This window comes from Cloacibacterium caeni, assembly GCF_907163105.1.
In the GTDB taxonomy this organism is placed as follows: Bacteria; Bacteroidota; Bacteroidia; order Flavobacteriales; family Weeksellaceae; genus Cloacibacterium; species Cloacibacterium caeni_A.
Genome location: NZ_OU015321.1, coordinates 586,076 through 605,053, shown reverse-complemented (window position 1 = coordinate 605,053; position 18,978 = coordinate 586,076). Strand labels below are relative to the sequence as shown.

The following is an 18,978-nucleotide window of genomic DNA, read 5'->3' as shown; positions in this document are numbered from 1 at the left end:
TTTTTTGCTCTCTGCTTTCAGCTTTTTGCCTTCAGCAAATTAAAATTAATATTATTTTTTTTTGAAATTTTTCTTTTTTCAAAGACCTACAAATATCGTAAAAATTAGTGAGATATGAAAGAAAAAACGGCTTTAAAAATCATAAAAAGTTATCAACAATAACACAAAATTTCTTTGCAAAACAAATTCAATTTCTCCCAAATAAAAAAGCGGACATCAGTCCGCTTTTATCAATTATATTTATGTAGTTTTATACCAATTTCATCAATAAATCATCATCTGTTTTCTCTACCTTCACCACGTTTAGTTTGGTAAGGTTTTTAGAGGTTTTGTCCCATTTTTTTCCTGAAAATTGAGATTGCGTTTTTACCTCAGCTAAACTCATTTCACCTCCATTTTTTTCTAAAATTTCGATGATAACTTTATCATCTTCATTCAATTCTACTTTTGGAACCGCTTTTTCTGGTCTCATTTGCGGGAAGAACAATACTTCTTGAATAGATGCATTATTGGTTAAGAACATGATTAATCTATCCATACCAATTCCCAAACCAGAAGTTGGCGGCATACCATATTCTAACGCTCTTAAGAAATCTTGGTCTATGAACATCGCCTCGTCATCACCACGCTCAGAAAGCGCCATTTGAGACTCAAAACGTTCTCTTTGGTCAATTGGATCATTCAACTCTGAATAAGCATTGGCAATTTCTTTACCACAAACCATTAATTCAAAACGTTCGGTAAGCCCTTCTTTGCTTCTGTGTTTTTTGGTTAAAGGCGACATTTCGATTGGATAATCGGTAATGAAAGTCGGCTGAATGAAGTTTCCTTCGCATTTTTCGCCGAAAATTTCATCAATTAATTTTCCTTTACCCATCGTTTCATCTACTTCAATTCCGATAGATTTGGCAAAATCGCGCAATTCATCTTCAGTTTTTCCTGTGATATCAAAACCTGTGAATTTCTGAATCGCTTCCGTCATCGAGACTCTTGGATATGGAGCTTTCCAATTGATGGTATGTTCACCAAACTGAGATTCTGAAGTTCCGTTAACAGAAACCGCACAGAATTCTAATAATTTCTCAGTGAAATCCATCATCCAGTTGTAATCTTTGTACGCCACATAAATTTCCATCGCGGTAAACTCTGGATTGTGGGTTCTGTCCATTCCTTCGTTACGGAAATTTTTAGAAAATTCATAAACCCCATCAAAACCACCTACGATTAATCTTTTCAGATATAATTCGTTTGCAATTCTCATGTACAATGGAATATCTAGTGCATTATGATGCGTAATGAAAGGTCTTGCAGCAGCTCCACCAGGAATTGCCTGTAAAATAGGCGTTTCTACCTCGAAATAACCGGCATTATTGAAAAAATCACGCATCGCATTGAACAACTTAGTTCTTTTTACGAAAATTTCTTTAACATGAGGATTCACCGTCAAATCTACATAACGCTGTCTATATCTAAGTTCTGGGTCATTAAAAGCATCATGAATCACTCCATTTTCATCAGTTCTAGGTTGCGGAAGCGGACGAAGTGCTTTGGTTAATAAGGTGAAGTTTTTCACCATTACCGTCATTTCTCCTACTTGAGTTTTGAACAATTCTCCTTCAATACCGATGATATCACCAATATCTAAAAGATGTTTGTAGACTTCATTATAAAGTGTTTTATCTTCGCCAGTACAGATTTCATCACGATTAAAATACACCTGAATTCTGCCTTCAGAATCTTGTAATTCTGCGAAAGAAGCCTTCCCTTGAATTCTTCTAGACATTAATCTACCTGCGATTTTCACTGATTTCCCTTCAGCAAAATCGTTCTTGATAGACTTGGTAGTATCTGTAATTTTATATTCATCTGCTGGGAATGCGTTTATTCCCATTTCGGTCAGTTTCTGTAATTTCTCTCTTCTGATGATTTCCTGTTCTGATAAAGACATTGTTTTTCAATTTTTTGGAATTGCAAAAATAAGGATTTTTTTACGAATTTTTAAATTTCTTAAAAATTAGCTTGGTCAAGAAAAAAGCAACCCAAAAAGGTTGCCTTCTGTTAAAATCACAATTGGTACAATTGTTTATTTTTTTACGGTAAGAATATATTTCACCATTTTTTTTGCATTTTCTTTATCCATTCCAGCGTGAGCAGACATAGGAATTTCTCCCCAAACTCCGCTACCACCGTTGATGATTTTATCTGCTAACATATCAATATCTGCTTCAGTATATTTAGCAGCTACTTCTTGATAAGAAGGACCTACTAATTTAGCATCCTCTTTGTGACAAGTAAGACAATCTGAACCTGCGATTAATGCTTTACCTTCTTCTTCAGGAGTTGCAGCAGCTGTAGCAGCAGTTTGCTCTGTAGGTTCTGGCAACATTACATTTGATTCTTTTACTGGCTCTTCTTTTTTAGAACAAGAAACCGCTACTAATACACCGAAAGCTAGTGTTAAAATTACTCTTTTCATAGATATAATATTTTATTTATTTTAATTTTTTCAAATTTAGTGAATAAAGTCTTCCCTTTTTTCAAAATGCTAAAAATCATATCAATTTTTAAAAATTTATTCGAAGCATAATTATTAAAAAAAACTTATTTTTGTGAACCAAAAATTAGAAATGAACGCTTCACAAAACAAAAAAATAAAATTCGAAGAACTGGGTCTTAAAAATTATCTCGAGGCTTTTGAATATCAACAATCTTTAATGGACGAAATCATTGCCATTAAAATCAAAAACAGAGAAAACGAAGACCAAGAACCCGAAACTACTCCTAATTATTTACTGTTTGTAGAACACCCACATGTTTACACTTTAGGAAAATCTGGTGATGAACACAATATGCTTGCTAATGAGAGTAAACTAAAAGAAATAGACGCTACTTTCGTAAAAACCAATCGCGGTGGAGACATTACTTATCATGGTTTTGGTCAACTTGTAGGGTATCCGATTTTAGATTTAGACAACTTCAAATCAGATATTCATTTATATATGAGAAATCTGGAAGAAGTAATCATCAGAACCATTGCAGAATACGGTTTAAAAGGCGAAAGAAGCGCGGGCGAAACTGGAGTTTGGTTAGATGTAGGAAAACCTTATGCTAGAAAAATTTGTGCAATGGGCGTTAAAACTTCAAAATGGGTGACTATGCACGGTTTTGGCTTAAATGTAAATACAGATTTGCGATATTTCGAATACATTATTCCTTGCGGAATTAAAGACAAAGCGGTTACTTCTCTAAAAAGAGAGCTTGAACGTGAAATAGATGTAGAAGAAGTAAAAGAAAAAATAAAGAAACATTTTCAAGATGTTTTCGAAGCGGAACTTTTTTAAGTTTCGCTTTTTATTTTTAAAAAATCTTCGCTCCTCTGTAAACTTCGGTTTGAGATTCCATCAGCGGAGCTGCGTTTTGTCTAAAAGTAAAAAGATGCTCCGTTTCTGCATGTAAATGATGATGTTCTTCGGTTTCCCAAAGTTCAATTAAGAAAAAAGTGCCTTTATTTTCTCTATCTTCTATTAAATCATATTGAAGACAACCTTCTTCTTTTCTGGTTTCTATTACTAATTTTTTCAATAATTCTATCGCATCAAAAAGATGATTCTCTTTGAATCTAAATAATGCTACAATGTGTAAATTCATAACTGACTGTAATTTCTAAAACAAAAGTATTGATTTTTAAAAACACCTCAGAAATAAATTTCTGAAAGTTCATCAGAATCCTCAAATTCTTCCATTAGAAAATTCATAAAAAAAGTATCTAATTTTTATTAATTCGTAATTCCAAAAAATTTTTATCTTTGTGAAAATTCAAAAAGTAAAATGGCAGAATACAAATTAATCCTTCCTAGCATGGGAGAAGGCGTGATGGAAGCTACTATTATCAGTTGGTTATATAATGAAGGCGACACCGTAAATGAAGATGATTCTGTGGTAGAAATTGCTACCGACAAAGTAGACTCTGATGTTCCTACACCAGTTTCTGGGAAAATTGTAAAAATTTTAAAACATAAAGACGAAGTTGCTAAAATTGGTGAAGCAATCGCTATTTTAGACATTTCGACTCCGCTCAATGGAACAGCAGGAGAAGGAGAAGCTGCACCAGTTGCAGAAACTCCAAAAGCAGATGAGCCTAAAACTGAAGCTCCTGCTGCAGAAGTAGTAAAAGAATTAGAAAAACCTTTAGCTACCACTTCTACTCCTCAAGAATTTTCTGGAGATGTATATCTTTCTCCACTCGTAAAATCTATCGCTCAAGAAGAAAACATTTCTGAAGCAGAACTTAAAACCATTAAAGGTTCTGGTTTAGAAGGCAGAATCACCAAAGAAGATATTTTAGCATTTGTAAAAAATCGCAGTTCTGTCATTGCGAGTAATTCCGAAGGAATTACGAAGCAATCTGTTATAACTGCACCTTCTCAAACTCCTCAACCTGCTCCAGTTCCTGTATCAGAAGGAGACGAAATTATACCAATGGATAGAGTTAGAAAAATCATTGCAGATGCTATGGTTAATTCTAAGAGAACTTCACCACACGTTACTTCTTTCATAGAATCAGACGTAACGAATGTTGTAAAATGGAGAGCAAAACATAAAGATATTTTCGAAAAACGTGAAGGCGAAAAATTAACTTTCATGCCTATTTTTGTAAAAGCAGTGGTAAAAGCCATTCAAGATTTCCCAATGATTAATGTTTCTGTAGATGGTGACAAAATCATCAAAAAGAAAAACATCAACATCGGTATGGCAACTGCTTTGCCAGACGGAAACCTTATCGTTCCTGTAATTAAAAACGCTGACCAATTATCACTTTCTGGATTAGCAAAAGCGATTAACGATTTAGCTTACAGAGCAAGAAACAAAAAACTCCGTCCAGAAGATACTCAAGGTGCTACTTACACCATTTCAAACGTAGGAACTTTCGGAAATTTAATGGGAACTCCTATTATTCCTCAACCGCAAGTTGCGATTTTGGCAATTGGTGCAATTGTAAAAAAACCTGCAGTTATCGAAACCAAAGATGGCGATATGATTGGCATCCGTCAAATGATGTTCATGAGTCATTCTTATGACCACAGAGTTGTAGACGGTTCTCTTGGCGGAATGTTCTTAAAACACGTTCATGATTACCTGCAAAACTGGGACATGAATACAGAAATTTAAGAGTCAAGTTAAAAGATAAAAGTAAAAATAACCTTCGAAATTTTTCGGAGGTTTTTTTTGTGGATTCCCCTCTTTTAGAGGGGTGTCAAAATTTTAATTTTGACGGGGTGTTTTAGAAGCATTTCCCGCTTTACGCTGTATCTTTTTCTTGCAACCGCAATTCCAAATCTAAGAAAAAGGATGTCGCTGCAATCGGGGCTAGTTACATTTTCGTTAAAAATTTGTTATTTTTGAAAAAAAATAATAAACCTTGTTAACAAAAGAAGAAATAAGAGCATCCTATAAAAATTTTGATGATAATAAAATTCTAAAATTAGCTCAAAATCCAAAAGGATTAACCAAAGAAGCAATTCCTGTTCTAATAGAAGAAGTTATATTAAGAAAATTAGATGCAAATCTTATTGGCTGGATTCAATTAGAAAACAATCCTTTAAATCAATTAGAAAAAAATTCTATTTTCAGCAATATTAAAAATAGTAAATGTAGTATTTGTAAAACCAATTCGGACTTAAAAGCATACGAGTTTCATTCTGTAATCTCAGCAGTGATTTTTTGTGATGACATTTTACAACATTTAATCATCTGTGAAAAATGCAATAAAAAAATTAGATGGAAAAATTTCTTTAATACTATTCTATTAGGATGGTGGTCTAGAAAAGGATTCATTGCAACTATCACAGCATTATTAACTGAGTTTTTCAATCTTTTTTTAGTCAAAAGAATTAACGACCGAATCTTAAATACTTTAATAGAAGAGAATAATGGTACTTTTAGAAAAATTCTCTCTAGTGAAAATCCAAAACAGCAAATTCAAAATTTTATTGAAAATAATAATGTAAGAAATCTAAATAAAAACGAATATGAATAACTTCCAAATCCGTAAAGCAACACCAGAAGACACCCAAACCATCTTTGACTTAATCTACAAACTCGCCGTTTACGAAAAACTAGAAAATGATGTCATTACTTCAGTAGAAGAACTTCGCACCAATATTTTTGAGAAAAAATTTGCAGAAGTTCTCATCGCAGAAGAAGACGAAAAACCAGTTGGTTTTGCACTGTACTTTCATAATTTTTCTACGTTTGTTGGTAAACCAGGTATTTATCTTGAAGATCTTTTTGTAGAACCAGAAACTCGCGGAAAAGGTTACGGAAAAGCACTTTTAGTAGAACTTGCAAGAATTGCCAAAGAAAGAAACTGTGGAAGATTAGAATGGAGCGTACTTGATTGGAATACACCTTCTATAGAATTTTATAAATCTCTCGGCGCAAAACCAATGGATGAATGGACGGTTTTCCGTTTAGACAAAACTGGAATAGAAAATTTAGCCAAATCAATCTAAATTCAGGCTCAACACATCATTAAATCAACAAATTATCACATCATTATTGTGTATTTAAAAAAGTTTCAATACTTTTGCACCTCGAAATAATTAACAAATATTTTTAACATTATGAACAATTACGAAACTGTTTTCATTTTAACTCCCGTTCTATCTGACGCTCAGGTGGAGGAAGCAGTTAAAAAATTCGAAGACTTCTTAAAAGAGCACAACTGCGAAATCGTTGCTAAAGAAAATTGGGGTCTTAAAAAATTAGCTTATCCTATTCAATTAAAAAAGAATGGATTCTACACTTTGATTGAATTCAAAGGTGAAGGTACTGTAGTTGCAGGTTTAGAAACTGCTTTCAAACGTGACGAGAGAGTAATCCGTTACTTAACTACTAAACTTGATAAGCATGGCGTAGAATACGCAGTGAAAAGAAGAGCTAAAGTAAAAACTGCTAAAGCTTAATTTTTAACCCTTAAAAAATTTACAAAAATGGCAATCGACGACATGGCAAAACAAGCATCAGCTGGAGGTGAATCAGAAGTAAAATTCCTTACTCCACTTGATATCAATACTAAATCTGATAAAAAATACTGTAGATTCAAAAAATTCGGTATTAAATACGTAGACTATAAAGATGCTGACTTCTTATTACAGTTCGTAAACGAACAAGGTAAAATTTTACCAAGAAGATATACAGGTACTTCTCTTAAATATCAAAGAAAAGTTTCTGCAGCAATCAAAAGAGCTAGACACTTAGCTTTAATGCCTTACGTAGCAGACTTATTAAAATAATTATTAATCATTGGTTGTTGGTTATTAGTTGTTAGTTGATAGTTTTCTAAATTCTAACTTCTAACTTCTAAAATCTAACTTCTAAACTTAAAAAAGGACAACAACAATGGAAATTATCCTAAAAAAAGACGTAGAAAACTTAGGACTTGAGTTTGATACAGTAAATGTAAAACCAGGTTATGCAAGAAACTTTTTAATTCCTCAAGGTTATGCACTTCTTGCAACTCCTAAAAATAAAGCTGCTCTAGAAGCTACTTTAGAAGCTAGAAAAGAAGAAGAAGCTAAATTAATCGCTGCTGCAACTGCAATCATCGAAAAATTAAAAGCTACAACTGTTTCTATCGCTGCAAAAGTAGGTACAGGTGATAAGATTTTTGGTTCTATTAACAATGCTACTTTAGCTGAAGAATTAGCTAAAGCTGGTGTAGAAGTAGACAAAAAATACATCAAAATCCCTGGAAATACTATCAAGAGAACAGGTAAATTCTCTGCTAAAGTAAGACCTCACAGAAACGTAGAATTCGAATATGAATTCGAAGTTGTTTCTGATGTAGCTACTGAAGAAGCAAACACTGAAGCTTAAAATTCAGACTTATAAATATTAAGAACGCTCTCAAAATTTTGAGAGCGTTTTTTTATGCTTTTCATTTCACAAATAGATAATTTATCTAGACTTTATTGAAAATTTGGCAATTTATAAATTGTTGCTCTCATCACATTTGATTATTTTTGAGTTTAAACTTTCCTTATGAATTTCAACACCGAAAATCTTGATAAAGAAACACTACTCTACCTTTACAAAGCTATGGTTTTACCTAGAACCATTGAAGAAAAAATGCTCATTGCTTTGCGCCAAGGTAAAATTTCGAAATGGTTTTCTAGTTGGGGACAAAAAGCCACTTCTGTAGGTTCTGCTCTTGCGATGAACAAAGAAGAATACATCTTGACCATGCATAGAAATTTAGGCGTTTTTACTTCAAGGGAAATTCCATTAGATAGACTTTTTTCTCAGTTTCAGGGAAAAATGAATGGTTTCACCAAAGGAAGAGACAGAAGTTTTCATTTCGGGACTCAGGAATTCAAAATTGTGGGAATGATTTCTCATTTGGGTTCACAAATGGGCGTTGCAGACGGAATTGCTCTTTCTCATTTATTGAATCAGGAAGAAAAATGTACTTTGGTTTACACCGGTGATGGTGGCGCTTCTGAAGGTGATTTCCACGAAGCTGTAAATACTGCCGCCGTTTGGAATTTGCCTGTCATCATCGTCGTTGAAAACAATCAGTGGGGACTTTCTACACCTTCTCGTGAACAGTTTAGATGCAAATCATTCGCAGATAAGGGAATTGGCTACGGAATAGAAGCCCATTCTATTAATGGAAACAACATTCTGGAAGTTTACCAGACTTTTAAAAATTTAGCAGAAAGCATCAGAAAAAATCCTAGACCTATATTGGTAGAATGCAACACTTTCAGACTTCGCGGTCATGAAGAAGCTTCTGGAACGGCCTATTATCCAGAAGGAATGATTGAAGAATGGACAAAACAAGACCCGATTGCTAACTATGAACAATTCTTACTTTCTGAAGGAATTTTAACCCAAAATTTGATTGAAGAAATTAAAGAATCTTATAAAAAACAAGTTGACGAAGCACTTGACCAAACCATCGCAGAACCAGAAATCATTCCGAATAAAAAAACGGAATTAGAAGATGTTTACGCACCTTTTGACAATCAAGAAATCTTACCACAAAAATTACAAAACAGAGAAATAAGATTCATCGATGCGATTTCTGAAGCCATAGAAATTTCCATGAAAAACCATCCTAATCTTGTTTTGATGGGACAAGATATTGCAGAATATGGCGGCGCTTTTAAAATCACAGAAGGTTTTGTTGAAAAATTTGGCAAAAAAAGAGTGAGAAATACACCATTGTGCGAAGCTGCAATTGTAGGTTCTGGTTTGGGACTCAGCATTAATGGCTACAAATCTATGGTAGAAATGCAGTTCGCAGATTTTGTTACGGAAGGCTTCAATCAAATCATCAATAACTTGGCAAAAACGCATTACAGATGGAACCAAAACGCAGATGTAGTGGTAAGAATGCCAACTGGAGCGGGAACTGGAGCGGGACCTTTTCACTCTCAAAGTAATGAAGCTTGGTTTACCAAAACTCCAGGATTGAAAATCGCATATCCTGCGTTTCCAGATGACGCAAAAGGTTTATTGATTCAAAGTTTTGAAGACCCAAATCCAGTATTGTTTTTCGAACATAAAAAATTATACAGAAGTTTGAAAGGAAACGTTCCAGAAGGTTTCTACACTACTCCATTCGGTAAAGCCAGAAAAGTGAAGGAAGGCAATGAACTCACGATTATTACTTACGGTTTAGGAGTTCACATTGCTTTAGAATTTGCAGAGAAAAATCCTGAAATTTCTTTAGAAATTGTTGATTTAAGAACGTTGATTCCACTCGATACAGAAACCATTTACGAATCGGTGAAAAAATGCAATAAAGTGATTATTTTGCATGAAGATACTTTAACTTGTGGATTCGGAGCGGAACTTTCTGCATTAATTTCTGAACATTGTTTTGAGGATTTGGATACTCCTATTTTACGTGTAGCTTCTATGGATACGCCAATTCCGTTCAATAAAAAGCTAGAAGACCAATTTATGCCCAATCAAGAATTGGCAGAAGCTGTTGATAAAATTTTAAAATATTGAGAAGATAGAAGTTGGATGATGGATGATGGATGTTGAAACTCGAAGCTCAAAATCAATATTTTGGAACTGTTTTGCGTGAGCGATTGCAGCGGAAATCCCGCAGTGAAAATGGCGCGAGCGAAGCGAGCGTTAGTTTTCACGAGGAATTGCAGCGAAAAGCGCGGTATTTTTTGCAAGGAAAAAGCAAAGGAAAAAAATACACGCCCAAAAAATTGTAACTTTGGCAGGATATTTGAAAACTTCTCTTAAAAAAATTATTATGAAAAAATATATTTTAGCAGCAGGATTAGCATTAGGTTCGGTGGGAATTATTGCCACTACCACGCAATCTTGTATGACAATTGCCACTACAGTAGGACTTTCGGTTCTTAAAAAGATTTTAATTGGTGGCGTTTCTAAAGGTTTAGGAATTTTTAAAGATAAAAATAGTTTCTTGGGCAATGAATTGATTAATGCTGCACTTCCACAACAGCTTAAAGACATTAATTCTACCCTAGAAAAATTAGGATTAAGCAATTTGGTTCAGAAGGAAAAAGGCTACATTGCAGATGCAGCTGCTTTTATCGCACCGATTGCAGAACCTATTTTAATCAATGCTATTAATGATATGACTTCGGCAGAAGCTCAACAAATTGCACAAGGTGGAAGTGGCGCTGCAACTGCTTATCTTAAACAAAAAACCAGTGCTCAACTCATGGCTGCGATTGCTCCAAAAGTAGATGCGAAACTCAATGAATACGGTATTGTAAGAAGTGTAAATCTTGCTTTACAAGGAAATAATTTGCTTGGCGGTTTATTAGGAAATCAAAATTCTAGTTCTTCGGCAAGTTTGAGTCTGAGCAATCTAGCTGCAGAACAAATGGTGAACGGACTGTTCAACATTGTAGAAAATTACGAAAAAACCAATCCAGAAAATCCTATGAATATTCTTAAATAGAGGTTTTCATCACAATAATATGTAAAATCAATTGCGAGCTATTGCAATTGATTTTTTTGTGTATTACTTTTGACAAAATTTAAAACACAATGACGGCAAAAGAGCAAGGAAAAAGGCTTCTGAAGTATATTACTAAAGAAAGAAAAGATGTTCTCAATATTTACTTTTATGCCATATTAAGTGGGCTCGTTCAGTTGAGTTTACCACTGGGAATACAAGCCATCATCAGTTTTGCAATGGGTGCAACAATGGTGACTTCTATCTATATTCTCATTGCATTTGTGGTTCTCGGAACTTGGTTGGTAGGATTTTTCAGGGTGAAAGTAATGGAAATCATCGAAAAAATTCAACAAAAAATATTCGTAGAATATGCCATTTCTTTTTCGGAAACTTTACCAAAAATAAAACTCGAAAAGACTAATCAATATTACTTACCAGAACTTATCAATCGTTTTTTTGACACCCAAAATTTACAAAAAGGAATTTCTAAAATTCTCCTCGAAATTCCTACTGCTATTATTCATATTTTATTTGGGATCATTCTACTCTCTTTTTATCACCCATGGTTTTTAGCTTTTGGAGCAATTGTATTGTTAGGAGTCGTTTTGATTTTTAATTATACTTCAGAAAAGGGAATAGAAACAAGTTTAATCGAAAGCGAAAAGAAATATTTTGTCGCTTCTTGGTTAGAAGATATTGCCAGTTCGGTAAAATCTTTCAAAGCCAATAAACACACCAACCTTCACCTTAGAGAGACAGATGACAGACTTCTGGATTATCTAAGTTACAGAACGCATCATTTCAAAGTTCTTTTATTTCAATATAAAACCATCATTTTCTTCAAAGTTTTGATTACGCTGGTCATGTTAGTAATCGGAACCTATTTATTGGTCAACCAAAAGCTAAATATCGGTGCATTTATCGCAGCTGAAATTGTAGTGCTTACCATTTTAACCGCCGTAGAAAAACTCATTAAAAGTTTAGAAAGTTATTATGATGTCATTACAGCACTCAGCAAACTTTCGAAGGTTACCGATTTGCCACTAGAAAATGAAACAAGCGACATTATCCATATCAAAGATGATATTCAATCTATTGAATTTAAAAATGTTTCTTTTGGTTTTGGAGATGAAGATATTCTGAAAAATTTAAATTTCAAAGTTCAACCAAGCAGCATCAATGTGATTTCGGGAGAACTTTCTTCAGGTAAATCATTGCTCATCAATCTGATGTCTGGGATTTACGCCCCTACTTCTGGTCACATTTTATACAATGATGTTTCTTCTAAAAATTTAACTCAAGACCAAATCAGAAGAGGAATCAGTATTCACACAGATGATATAGATGTTTTCAAAGGAACGGTACTGGAAAATATTCAACTGGGAAATGAAAAAATAACCGTAGAAAAAATCAATCATATTGCTCAAAAAATAGGAATTGATGATTTCGGGACTAAGTTTACCAACGGATTCTTGACCAAAATTCAAGATGGAAATTCACAACTTTCTTACAGCAATAAGAAAATAATCCTTTTGCTAAGAGCTCTAGCTACAGACAATAAAATCATCATTTTAGAAGATCCTTATGACAGACTTTCTAAAGAAATCAAAGAAAAAATGATGGTGTTTTTACAAGAATTAGCCAAGGAAAAAACCATTATTGTGGTTACTCAAGATGATGACTTTATCCATAAAGCTCATCAACATTTTCACATGATTAATGGCCTATTAGAAACTAAAAAATAAAACGATGCAACTCAAATCACTCGAAAATATTTATCATATCAATAAGAAATCAAATGTTGCCAAATGGTTTTTATTTACTTTTTTAGCATTTGTTTTCATTATGTTTTTGCCTTGGACTCAGAATATTAAAACTCAAGGAAATGTTAATACTTTATTTCAGGAACAAAGACCTCAAAAACTCAACTCTCCTATTCCTGGAAGAATCATCAAATGGTACGTGAAAAACGGAGATGTCGTAAAAAAGGGTGATACTATTCTTCAAATTTCAGAAATTAAAGACGATTATCTAGACCCACTTTTGGTAGAAAGAACTCAGGAACAAGTTCAGGCCAAAAAAGGAGTGAGAGAGTACTATAATGCCAAAATTTCTACCACAGAAAACCAAATTGCTGCGATTACTGCCGCTAAAGATTTAAAACTGAATCAAATTAAAATTAAAATTGCTCAGTTACAAAATAAGTTAAAAGCAGAACAAGCCGAACTTACCGCGGTAAACAATGAATTAAAAATTGCTCAAGACCAGCTTAATCGACAGAATAAAATGTATGAAGAAGGTTTGGTTTCTCTTACTCAGTTGCAACAACGAAATGTAAGTTATCAAAATGCTCTCGCCAAGAAAACTTCTGCGGAGAATAAATTGGCACAAACTCAACAAGAAATCGCAGCTCAAAACATAGAACAAAACGCTGTTATTCAAGAATATACAGAAAAATTAAGCAAAACTGAAGGCGATCGTTTCCAAAGCATGGGACAAGTGGCAGGAAGCACTGGTGACATTGCAAAATTAGAAAATCAAGTAGCAACCTACAAAGTAAGAAAAGGTTTGTATTACATTTTGGCAACGCAAGACGGACAAATCACACAACTCACGAAAGCTGGAATTGGCGAAATTGTAAAAGATGCAGAAACCATCGGAATTATTGTTCCGAAAAAGATAGATTACATCGCAGAAATTTATGTAAAACCTGTAGACTTACCACTGATTAGAGAAAATCAAAAGGTGATGCTCACTTTCGATGGATTTCCTGCGATTGTTTTCTCGGGTTGGCCTAATTCTAGCTACGGAACTTTTTCTGGAAAAATTATTGCCATAGAAAATTCAATCAGTGAAAACGGTTTGTTTAAAGCGATTGTAGCCGAAGATAAAACCCAAAAAAGATGGCCACCCAACATGAAAATCGGAACAGGAGCCAGTGGAATTGCCATTCTGAATGATGTGCCGATTTGGTACGAAATATGGAGAAATATCAATGGTTTTCCGCCAGATTATTATCAAGTAAACACCCAAAAGAATGAGAAAAAATAAAATTTTATTGCTTATTTTTCTTTTCACGTCTTATCCATTTTTCGCTCAAGATTCTATTGCTTTGAGCTATGAAAATTATATTTCTTGGGTTCAAAAAAACCATCCGATTATTAAAATTTCTGATTGGGAAAAAAATATTGCTCAGAATAATATTTTGAAAGCTAAAGCTTTACTTGACCCAAATATTTCTGCAAAAATTGGCGAGAAAAAAATAGACAACACGCTTTATTACACTCAAAAAAACATAGAACTGAATCTCCCAACTTGGTACGGAATAGATTTCAACATTGGCAGCAATGATTTGAATGGAAATAAACTGAATAATGAAGAAACAAAAGGCGTTCTAAATTATGTAGGAATAAGCATTCCGCTTGCAAGAGATTTGGTTTACAATAAACGAAGAACTGCCATTCAGCAATCTAAAAATTTCAGCAAAATGACTTTTTACGAGCAAGAAATGCTCAAAAATGAAATCCTTTTGGAAGCCAATTTTAGCTTTTGGGAATGGGTAAAAAATTACGAAATTTTAGAATTGAATAAAAAAGTTCTTGACCTCAACAAAAAGAGATATCAATTGGTCAAAAAATCATTTGAGTTGGGAGAAAGACCAGCGATAGATACCGTAGAAGCTTTCACGCAACTGCAAAGTTTCGAAGCCAAAACCTTAGAATCTCAGAACAAGTATAACATTTCTACCATAGAACTTTCTCAATTTCTTTGGAAAGAAAACGGTGAAAATTACAATCTTCCGCTGTTTACCAAACCGAGTGAACAACTCAACACGCAGTTTACCCAAGATTATTTTATCATCACTGAAAAACTTTTACAAAATATTGATTCACAATATGCGCTGAATTATTATTTTGAAAAATCTAAATCTTTGGAACTGGAAAGGAAACTAAAATGGCAAAATTTTCTTCCTAAAATCAATTTCAACTACAATTTGTACAATAAAGAGTTTAAAAATCAGGACATTCTGCCACTTTTTGACAATAATTATCAATATGGTATAAAATTGGAGTTACCCATATTCATGAGAGAAGCTCGTGCTGATTATCAAAACATTAAGCTGAAAATTCTCCAGAATAATGAAAATATAAAATTTAAAAATCAAGAATTAAAAACCAAAATACAGACTTACAATGCAGAAATGGGCAATTTCTTATCTTTAACTCAAAATAATGAATCGCTCATTGAGAATTATAAAAGGCTTTTAAAAGCCGAAGAAATTAAATTTTCTAATGGTGAAAGTTCACTTTTCTTAATTAACAGCAGAGAAAACAAACTATTAGAAACTCAAGAAAAATTTCTAGAACTGAAAGCCAAAACAATTAAAACTTATTTTAAACTGAACTGGCTGGAAAACAACACTTTAAAACAATGATAGAAGTAACAGGAAACGAACCATTTGATGAACAAGCAGAATTTTATGCTTCTTTAAAAATAAATTTAGAGAAAAATCACAATTTCCCTGAAGATTATCTTTATAAATTCATCATTGTCAATAATCAAGAAAAACTTACCGAAATTTATAAGGTTTTTGACGGGACCAAAAATACTTTTTCTACCAGAGAAAGCAGTAACGGAAAATACATCAGCATTACGATACAATGTTTTGTACTCGATGCGGAGCATGTGATCAGACTTTATCAGGAAGTTGCCAAAATTGAAGGCGTAATTATGTTATAGGAAAAGGTTGATGGTTGATGAAAGACATAAATACAAAGTACACATTTCTCAAATCTCAAATCTAATGTCTCAAATCTAAATTTTATGAAAATATTAATCACAGGAGCCACTGGTTTAATCGGGAAATACTTAGTTCGAAAACTAAAAGAAAATGGTCATGAAATTGTAATTTTGACCAGAAAAAAAACCGGAAACCCTAATGAATTTCAATGGAATCCTAATGAAAATTTCATAGAAGATGCTGCTTTTGAAAACATAGAAGCCATCATTCATTTAGCTGGTGCTACCATTGCCAAAAGATGGACAAAAGTATACAAAAAAGAACTTTACAGCTCAAGAATTAATGCTGCAAATCTTCTCAAATCATACTCAGAAAAGCATCAAATCAAACTAAAAAGTTTCATCTCAGCTTCTGGAATAAATTATTACGGAACTTTTACGAGTGATGAAATTCTCACTGAAAATTCGCCCATCAAAAAACTAGATTTTTTGGCAGAACTATCAGTGGATTGGGAAAAATCTGCTTATCAATTTTCTGAGATTTCAGAACGTGTGGTTTGTCTAAGAACAGCAATGGTTTTGGCAAAAGAAGGCGGAAGTTTTGTTCCATTGAAAAAATTGACGGATTTCAACTTGGCTTCACCTGTAGGAAAAGGAAAACAATGGATGAACTGGATTCACATAGAAGATTTGGCAAATATGTATGTAGAAGCGATAGAAAACCCTCAATACAATGGAAGTTACAACGCGGTAGCAGATGAAACGGTGACCAATGAAACTTTCATGAAAAGCATGGCTCAAAAATCAAATAAATTTTTCTTGCCTATTCCTGTTCCAGCATTTATGATGAAAATGATTATGGGAGAAATGTCTTCTATTATTTTAGAAGGAAGCAGAGCGTCAAACGAGAAAATAAAATCCACAGGATTTACTTTTAAATATCCAAATTTAAATCTTGCTTTAGAAGATTTAATCAACAAATAAAAAACTTAAAATTGTTTTTAGAATATTAAAATTTAGAGCGCTTACAATGGTGTTTTTGAAGTTGTAAAGTATAATATTTATACAAGTTTTTGTATATTTGAGTTGTGCAACAAGCACATAGTATTGCCAAAAAAGAGGGGTTGAATATATAATAGAAAAACCCGATGCATTTAGTCGCAACTTGCTTTTCATATTGCATTTTTTTTGTAATTTAACAATCTGAAAAAGCAATTTGCTTCGTTCGGTCGAAATTGCACTTTTCGTCCAATTTAGCCCGCCCTTCGCAAATACTTTTTTCGTTATCTGCCATTTTACAAAAAATCCTGCACCAAATGAAAAATATCACATTTATTTTAATTTTTCTAATTTCAATTCTTGGTTATTCTCAAATAATTTCAGGGAAAATAACTGACATAGATAATAAACCAATTTCAGGTGCAAGAATTGGAATTGAAAACACTGATTTTGGAGATCAATCTGATGAAAATGGAAACTTTGAAATTGACTTCACAAATTTTGATAAAAATTCAAATATTAAAGTTCTTATAAGTGAATTTCAACCTTACAAAATCAAAATTTTAGATTTTATAAATTCTGACAAAAAAATCGTTTTGACAGAAAAAATTGTAAACATTGAGCCTGTTAATATTAATCCAAAAAAGTATAAGTTTAAAAATTTTGGAACTTCAAATGCAAAAACTATTTATTGTGGATATGATTCAGAAAAAAAAGACAAACTTTTTCGTGAATATGCAATTAAAGTTGAAAATAGAAAACATTTGAAAGTAAAAAAAATTAATGTGAATATTGTAAATGATTCATTTATTGATTCTGCGACCCTAATTTTTGACGTTCAAGGTTCTAAAAATGATTTTCCTGACGATACCAAATCTCTAACAAGTGAAACGCTAAAGTTTACTTTTACGAAAAATGATATTGTAAATAAGAAAATATCTTTGGATGTTTCAGACCAAAATATTTGGACAAATGAGGACTTTTTCGTTTTGGTTAGAGTTGAAGATAATCTAAAAGGAAAACTCTATTTTGGTGGAAATATTTTTGCCTTTTCAAAAAATACTTATTATAGAAACTATTATGGAGAGTGGAAGAAATATTCAGCAGGTGAACCTTCAATAAATGTAGATGTTCAAATAGAGAAATAAAAAAACGGCAGATATTCTATGACAAAAAACAAATAAAAATAAAAAACTTAAAATCAAAAAAGCGAACTCTTTCGAGTTCGCTTTTCATTTATTTTATAGAAATTTTTCTAATTTTTCTATTTCTCTTGCGATGATGGCTTTATTATCTTTTATCACAATTGGTCTTTGTAAAAGTTTAGGATAATTTGCCAAAATAGAAACTAAACCACTATCAGAATACGTTGTTTCTGAGAAATTTTCTTTCCACAAATCTTCATTTTTTCTGATAATGTTATGTATTGAAGTATCTAATTTAGATAATAAATCTTCTATTTCTACTTCAGACAATGGGTTTTCTAAGTAATTTCTTACTTCAAACTGTAATTCTTTAGATTCTAAATACTGTAAGGCAGCTCTAGATTTTCCGCAGCGATTATTATGTAAGATGGTAATCATAAATTTTGGATATTAGATGTTTAATGATGGATTTTTATCAATGTTCTCTAATTCTCAATCATTCTACAACGCTACTGCTTAAAAAAGTCCGTGCAATTCTGCTTCTATTTTCTCTAAAATATACCCGAAATCTTCTGGTCTTTCTACAAAATCTAAATCATCTACTTCTATAATGAGTAGTTTCCCTTCTTTGTAGTTAGAAATCCATTTTTCGTATTTTTCGTTTAGTTTAGATAAATATTCTATGCTAATGCTGGCTTCATAATCTCTTCCTCTTTTGTAGATTTTCTTTACTAAATTAGGAACATCTGACTTTAAATAAATAAGCAAATCTGGTGCCGAAACAAAGGATTTCATCAGATGAAACACCGAAGAATAATTGTTAAAATCTCTTTCGGTAAGCAAGCCCATATCATTTAAGTTTTCCGCAAAAATATAAGCATCTTCGTAGATGGTTCTGTCTTGAACTATATTTTTACCACTTTCTCTAATTTCTTTTACCTGGCGAAATCTGCTTCCTAAGAAATAGATTTGGAGCGCAAAACTCCATTTGCTCATGTCTTCGTAAAAGTCTTCTAAATATGGGTTATGATCTACATCTTCAAATTGCGCATCCCAACCATAATGTTTTGACAACATGGTAGTTAGAGTAGTTTTTCCCGCGCCTATGTTTCCAGTAACAGCAATATGCATCGA

General features: G+C 32.8%; 21 protein-coding genes. 16 read left to right on the top strand and 5 right to left on the bottom strand.

Annotated elements, in window-relative coordinates:
• Positions 1 to 250 precede the first annotated feature (250 nt).
• Positions 251 to 1,948: a lysine--tRNA ligase gene (lysS, locus tag KKQ76_RS02770; protein ID WP_213195723.1), complete on the bottom strand. Its 1,698-nt coding sequence runs from the start codon at positions 1,946 to 1,948 to the stop codon at positions 251 to 253.
• 135 nt (positions 1,949 to 2,083) lie between these two features.
• Positions 2,084 to 2,476 (bottom strand): c-type cytochrome, encoded by a 393-nt coding sequence (locus KKQ76_RS02765; RefSeq protein WP_213195722.1) that lies wholly within the window; start codon positions 2,474 to 2,476, stop codon positions 2,084 to 2,086.
• Positions 2,477 to 2,627: 151 nt separating this feature from the next.
• Between KKQ76_RS02765 and lipB the strand changes: the two genes are divergently transcribed.
• Positions 2,628 to 3,341: a lipoyl(octanoyl) transferase LipB gene (gene lipB / locus KKQ76_RS02760; RefSeq protein ID WP_213197452.1), complete on the top strand. Its 714-nt coding sequence runs from the start codon at positions 2,628 to 2,630 to the stop codon at positions 3,339 to 3,341.
• 16 nt (positions 3,342 to 3,357) lie between these two features.
• Here the strand turns inward: lipB and KKQ76_RS02755 are convergent, their stop codons facing one another.
• Complete coding sequence (locus tag KKQ76_RS02755) at positions 3,358 to 3,648, bottom strand: putative quinol monooxygenase (protein ID WP_213195721.1); 291 nt, start codon at positions 3,646 to 3,648, stop codon at positions 3,358 to 3,360.
• 180 nt (positions 3,649 to 3,828) lie between these two features.
• Between KKQ76_RS02755 and KKQ76_RS02750 the strand changes: the two genes are divergently transcribed.
• The 15 genes from KKQ76_RS02750 (at position 3,829) to KKQ76_RS02680 (ending at position 17,847) form a co-directional block, all read left to right on the top strand.
• A complete protein-coding gene (locus KKQ76_RS02750; protein WP_213195720.1) occupies positions 3,829 to 5,169 on the top strand; it encodes a dihydrolipoamide acetyltransferase family protein in 1,341 nt (446 codons plus the stop codon).
• A 250-nt stretch (positions 5,170 to 5,419) separates the two neighbouring features.
• Positions 5,420 to 6,037: a hypothetical protein gene (locus KKQ76_RS02745; RefSeq protein WP_213195719.1), complete on the top strand. Its 618-nt coding sequence runs from the start codon at positions 5,420 to 5,422 to the stop codon at positions 6,035 to 6,037.
• Positions 6,030 to 6,512, top strand: a complete 483-nt coding sequence (locus KKQ76_RS02740) for a GNAT family N-acetyltransferase (protein ID WP_213195718.1) — start codon at positions 6,030 to 6,032, stop codon at positions 6,510 to 6,512. The genes KKQ76_RS02745 and KKQ76_RS02740 overlap by 8 nt, the downstream gene beginning before the upstream one ends.
• Before the next feature lie 111 nt (positions 6,513 to 6,623).
• On the top strand, positions 6,624 to 6,965 hold the full coding sequence (gene rpsF, locus KKQ76_RS02735) for a 30S ribosomal protein S6 (RefSeq protein WP_069796667.1): 342 nt from the start codon (positions 6,624 to 6,626) through the stop codon (positions 6,963 to 6,965).
• A gap of 27 nt (positions 6,966 to 6,992) precedes the next feature.
• A complete protein-coding gene (gene rpsR / locus KKQ76_RS02730; RefSeq protein ID WP_069796669.1) occupies positions 6,993 to 7,295 on the top strand; it encodes a 30S ribosomal protein S18 in 303 nt (100 codons plus the stop codon).
• Positions 7,296 to 7,401: 106 nt separating this feature from the next.
• Positions 7,402 to 7,878 (top strand): 50S ribosomal protein L9, encoded by a 477-nt coding sequence (gene rplI / locus KKQ76_RS02725; protein ID WP_213195717.1) that lies wholly within the window; start codon positions 7,402 to 7,404, stop codon positions 7,876 to 7,878.
• Between the two features lie 165 nt (positions 7,879 to 8,043).
• Complete coding sequence (locus KKQ76_RS02720; protein ID WP_213195716.1) at positions 8,044 to 10,023, top strand: alpha-ketoacid dehydrogenase subunit alpha/beta; 1,980 nt, start codon at positions 8,044 to 8,046, stop codon at positions 10,021 to 10,023.
• Positions 10,024 to 10,052: 29 nt separating this feature from the next.
• Entirely contained in the window at positions 10,053 to 10,241 is a 189-nt protein-coding gene (locus KKQ76_RS02715) for a hypothetical protein (protein ID WP_213195715.1), read from the top strand.
• 41 nt (positions 10,242 to 10,282) lie between these two features.
• Positions 10,283 to 10,960: a DUF4197 family protein gene (locus KKQ76_RS02710; RefSeq protein ID WP_213195714.1), complete on the top strand. Its 678-nt coding sequence runs from the start codon at positions 10,283 to 10,285 to the stop codon at positions 10,958 to 10,960.
• 89 nt (positions 10,961 to 11,049) lie between these two features.
• A complete protein-coding gene (locus KKQ76_RS02705; RefSeq protein WP_213195713.1) occupies positions 11,050 to 12,705 on the top strand; it encodes a peptidase domain-containing ABC transporter in 1,656 nt (551 codons plus the stop codon).
• Between the two features lie 4 nt (positions 12,706 to 12,709).
• A complete protein-coding gene (locus KKQ76_RS02700; RefSeq protein ID WP_213195712.1) occupies positions 12,710 to 14,011 on the top strand; it encodes an HlyD family secretion protein in 1,302 nt (433 codons plus the stop codon).
• Complete coding sequence (locus KKQ76_RS02695; protein ID WP_213195711.1) at positions 13,998 to 15,395, top strand: TolC family protein; 1,398 nt, start codon at positions 13,998 to 14,000, stop codon at positions 15,393 to 15,395. Before KKQ76_RS02700 ends, KKQ76_RS02695 begins: the two co-directional genes overlap by 14 nt.
• The gene (locus KKQ76_RS02690) at positions 15,392 to 15,700 is read left to right on the top strand and encodes a DUF493 domain-containing protein (protein WP_069796682.1); all 309 of its coding nucleotides are present in this window, start codon (positions 15,392 to 15,394) and stop codon (positions 15,698 to 15,700) included. The genes KKQ76_RS02695 and KKQ76_RS02690 overlap by 4 nt, the downstream gene beginning before the upstream one ends.
• Before the next feature lie 84 nt (positions 15,701 to 15,784).
• A complete protein-coding gene (locus tag KKQ76_RS02685; RefSeq protein ID WP_213195710.1) occupies positions 15,785 to 16,684 on the top strand; it encodes a TIGR01777 family oxidoreductase in 900 nt (299 codons plus the stop codon).
• Between the two features lie 332 nt (positions 16,685 to 17,016).
• Positions 17,017 to 17,847 (top strand): carboxypeptidase-like regulatory domain-containing protein, encoded by an 831-nt coding sequence (locus tag KKQ76_RS02680; RefSeq protein WP_213195709.1) that lies wholly within the window; start codon positions 17,017 to 17,019, stop codon positions 17,845 to 17,847.
• A gap of 93 nt (positions 17,848 to 17,940) precedes the next feature.
• On the opposite strand, the gene KKQ76_RS02675 is transcribed toward KKQ76_RS02680, so the two are convergent.
• Positions 17,941 to 18,282, bottom strand: coding sequence for an ArsC/Spx/MgsR family protein (locus KKQ76_RS02675; protein ID WP_213195708.1), 342 nt, complete (start codon positions 18,280 to 18,282; stop codon positions 17,941 to 17,943).
• A gap of 78 nt (positions 18,283 to 18,360) precedes the next feature.
• Positions 18,361 to 18,975, bottom strand: a complete 615-nt coding sequence (locus KKQ76_RS02670) for a deoxynucleoside kinase (protein WP_069796688.1) — start codon at positions 18,973 to 18,975, stop codon at positions 18,361 to 18,363.
• Positions 18,976 to 18,978: the final 3 nt, after the last annotated feature.

Excerpts from the sequence above, each read along its gene's own strand:
- KKQ76_RS02755 (WP_213195721.1), bottom strand. The coding sequence starts at position 3,648 with ATGAATTTACACATTGTAGCATTATTTAGATTCAAAGAGAATCATCTT.
- KKQ76_RS02670 (WP_069796688.1), bottom strand. The coding sequence starts at position 18,975 with ATGCATATTGCTGTTACTGGAAACATAGGCGCGGGAAAAACTACTCTA.
- KKQ76_RS02695 (WP_213195711.1), top strand. The coding sequence starts at position 13,998 with ATGAGAAAAAATAAAATTTTATTGCTTATTTTTCTTTTCACGTCTTAT.
- KKQ76_RS02765 (WP_213195722.1), bottom strand. The coding sequence starts at position 2,476 with ATGAAAAGAGTAATTTTAACACTAGCTTTCGGTGTATTAGTAGCGGTT.
- KKQ76_RS02675 (WP_213195708.1), bottom strand. The coding sequence starts at position 18,282 with ATGATTACCATCTTACATAATAATCGCTGCGGAAAATCTAGAGCTGCC.
- KKQ76_RS02715 (WP_213195715.1), top strand. The coding sequence starts at position 10,053 with ATGTTGAAACTCGAAGCTCAAAATCAATATTTTGGAACTGTTTTGCGT.
- KKQ76_RS02690 (WP_069796682.1), top strand. The coding sequence starts at position 15,392 with ATGATAGAAGTAACAGGAAACGAACCATTTGATGAACAAGCAGAATTT.
- KKQ76_RS02720 (WP_213195716.1), top strand. The coding sequence starts at position 8,044 with ATGAATTTCAACACCGAAAATCTTGATAAAGAAACACTACTCTACCTT.
- rpsF (WP_069796667.1), top strand. The coding sequence starts at position 6,624 with ATGAACAATTACGAAACTGTTTTCATTTTAACTCCCGTTCTATCTGAC.
- KKQ76_RS02680 (WP_213195709.1), top strand. The coding sequence starts at position 17,017 with ATGAAAAATATCACATTTATTTTAATTTTTCTAATTTCAATTCTTGGT.
- rpsR (WP_069796669.1), top strand. The coding sequence starts at position 6,993 with ATGGCAATCGACGACATGGCAAAACAAGCATCAGCTGGAGGTGAATCA.
- lipB (WP_213197452.1), top strand. The coding sequence starts at position 2,628 with ATGAACGCTTCACAAAACAAAAAAATAAAATTCGAAGAACTGGGTCTT.
- KKQ76_RS02685 (WP_213195710.1), top strand. The coding sequence starts at position 15,785 with ATGAAAATATTAATCACAGGAGCCACTGGTTTAATCGGGAAATACTTA.
- KKQ76_RS02700 (WP_213195712.1), top strand. The coding sequence starts at position 12,710 with ATGCAACTCAAATCACTCGAAAATATTTATCATATCAATAAGAAATCA.
- KKQ76_RS02740 (WP_213195718.1), top strand. The coding sequence starts at position 6,030 with ATGAATAACTTCCAAATCCGTAAAGCAACACCAGAAGACACCCAAACC.
- rplI (WP_213195717.1), top strand. The coding sequence starts at position 7,402 with ATGGAAATTATCCTAAAAAAAGACGTAGAAAACTTAGGACTTGAGTTT.
- KKQ76_RS02705 (WP_213195713.1), top strand. The coding sequence starts at position 11,050 with ATGACGGCAAAAGAGCAAGGAAAAAGGCTTCTGAAGTATATTACTAAA.
- lysS (WP_213195723.1), bottom strand. The coding sequence starts at position 1,948 with ATGTCTTTATCAGAACAGGAAATCATCAGAAGAGAGAAATTACAGAAA.
- KKQ76_RS02710 (WP_213195714.1), top strand. The coding sequence starts at position 10,283 with ATGAAAAAATATATTTTAGCAGCAGGATTAGCATTAGGTTCGGTGGGA.
- KKQ76_RS02750 (WP_213195720.1), top strand. The coding sequence starts at position 3,829 with ATGGCAGAATACAAATTAATCCTTCCTAGCATGGGAGAAGGCGTGATG.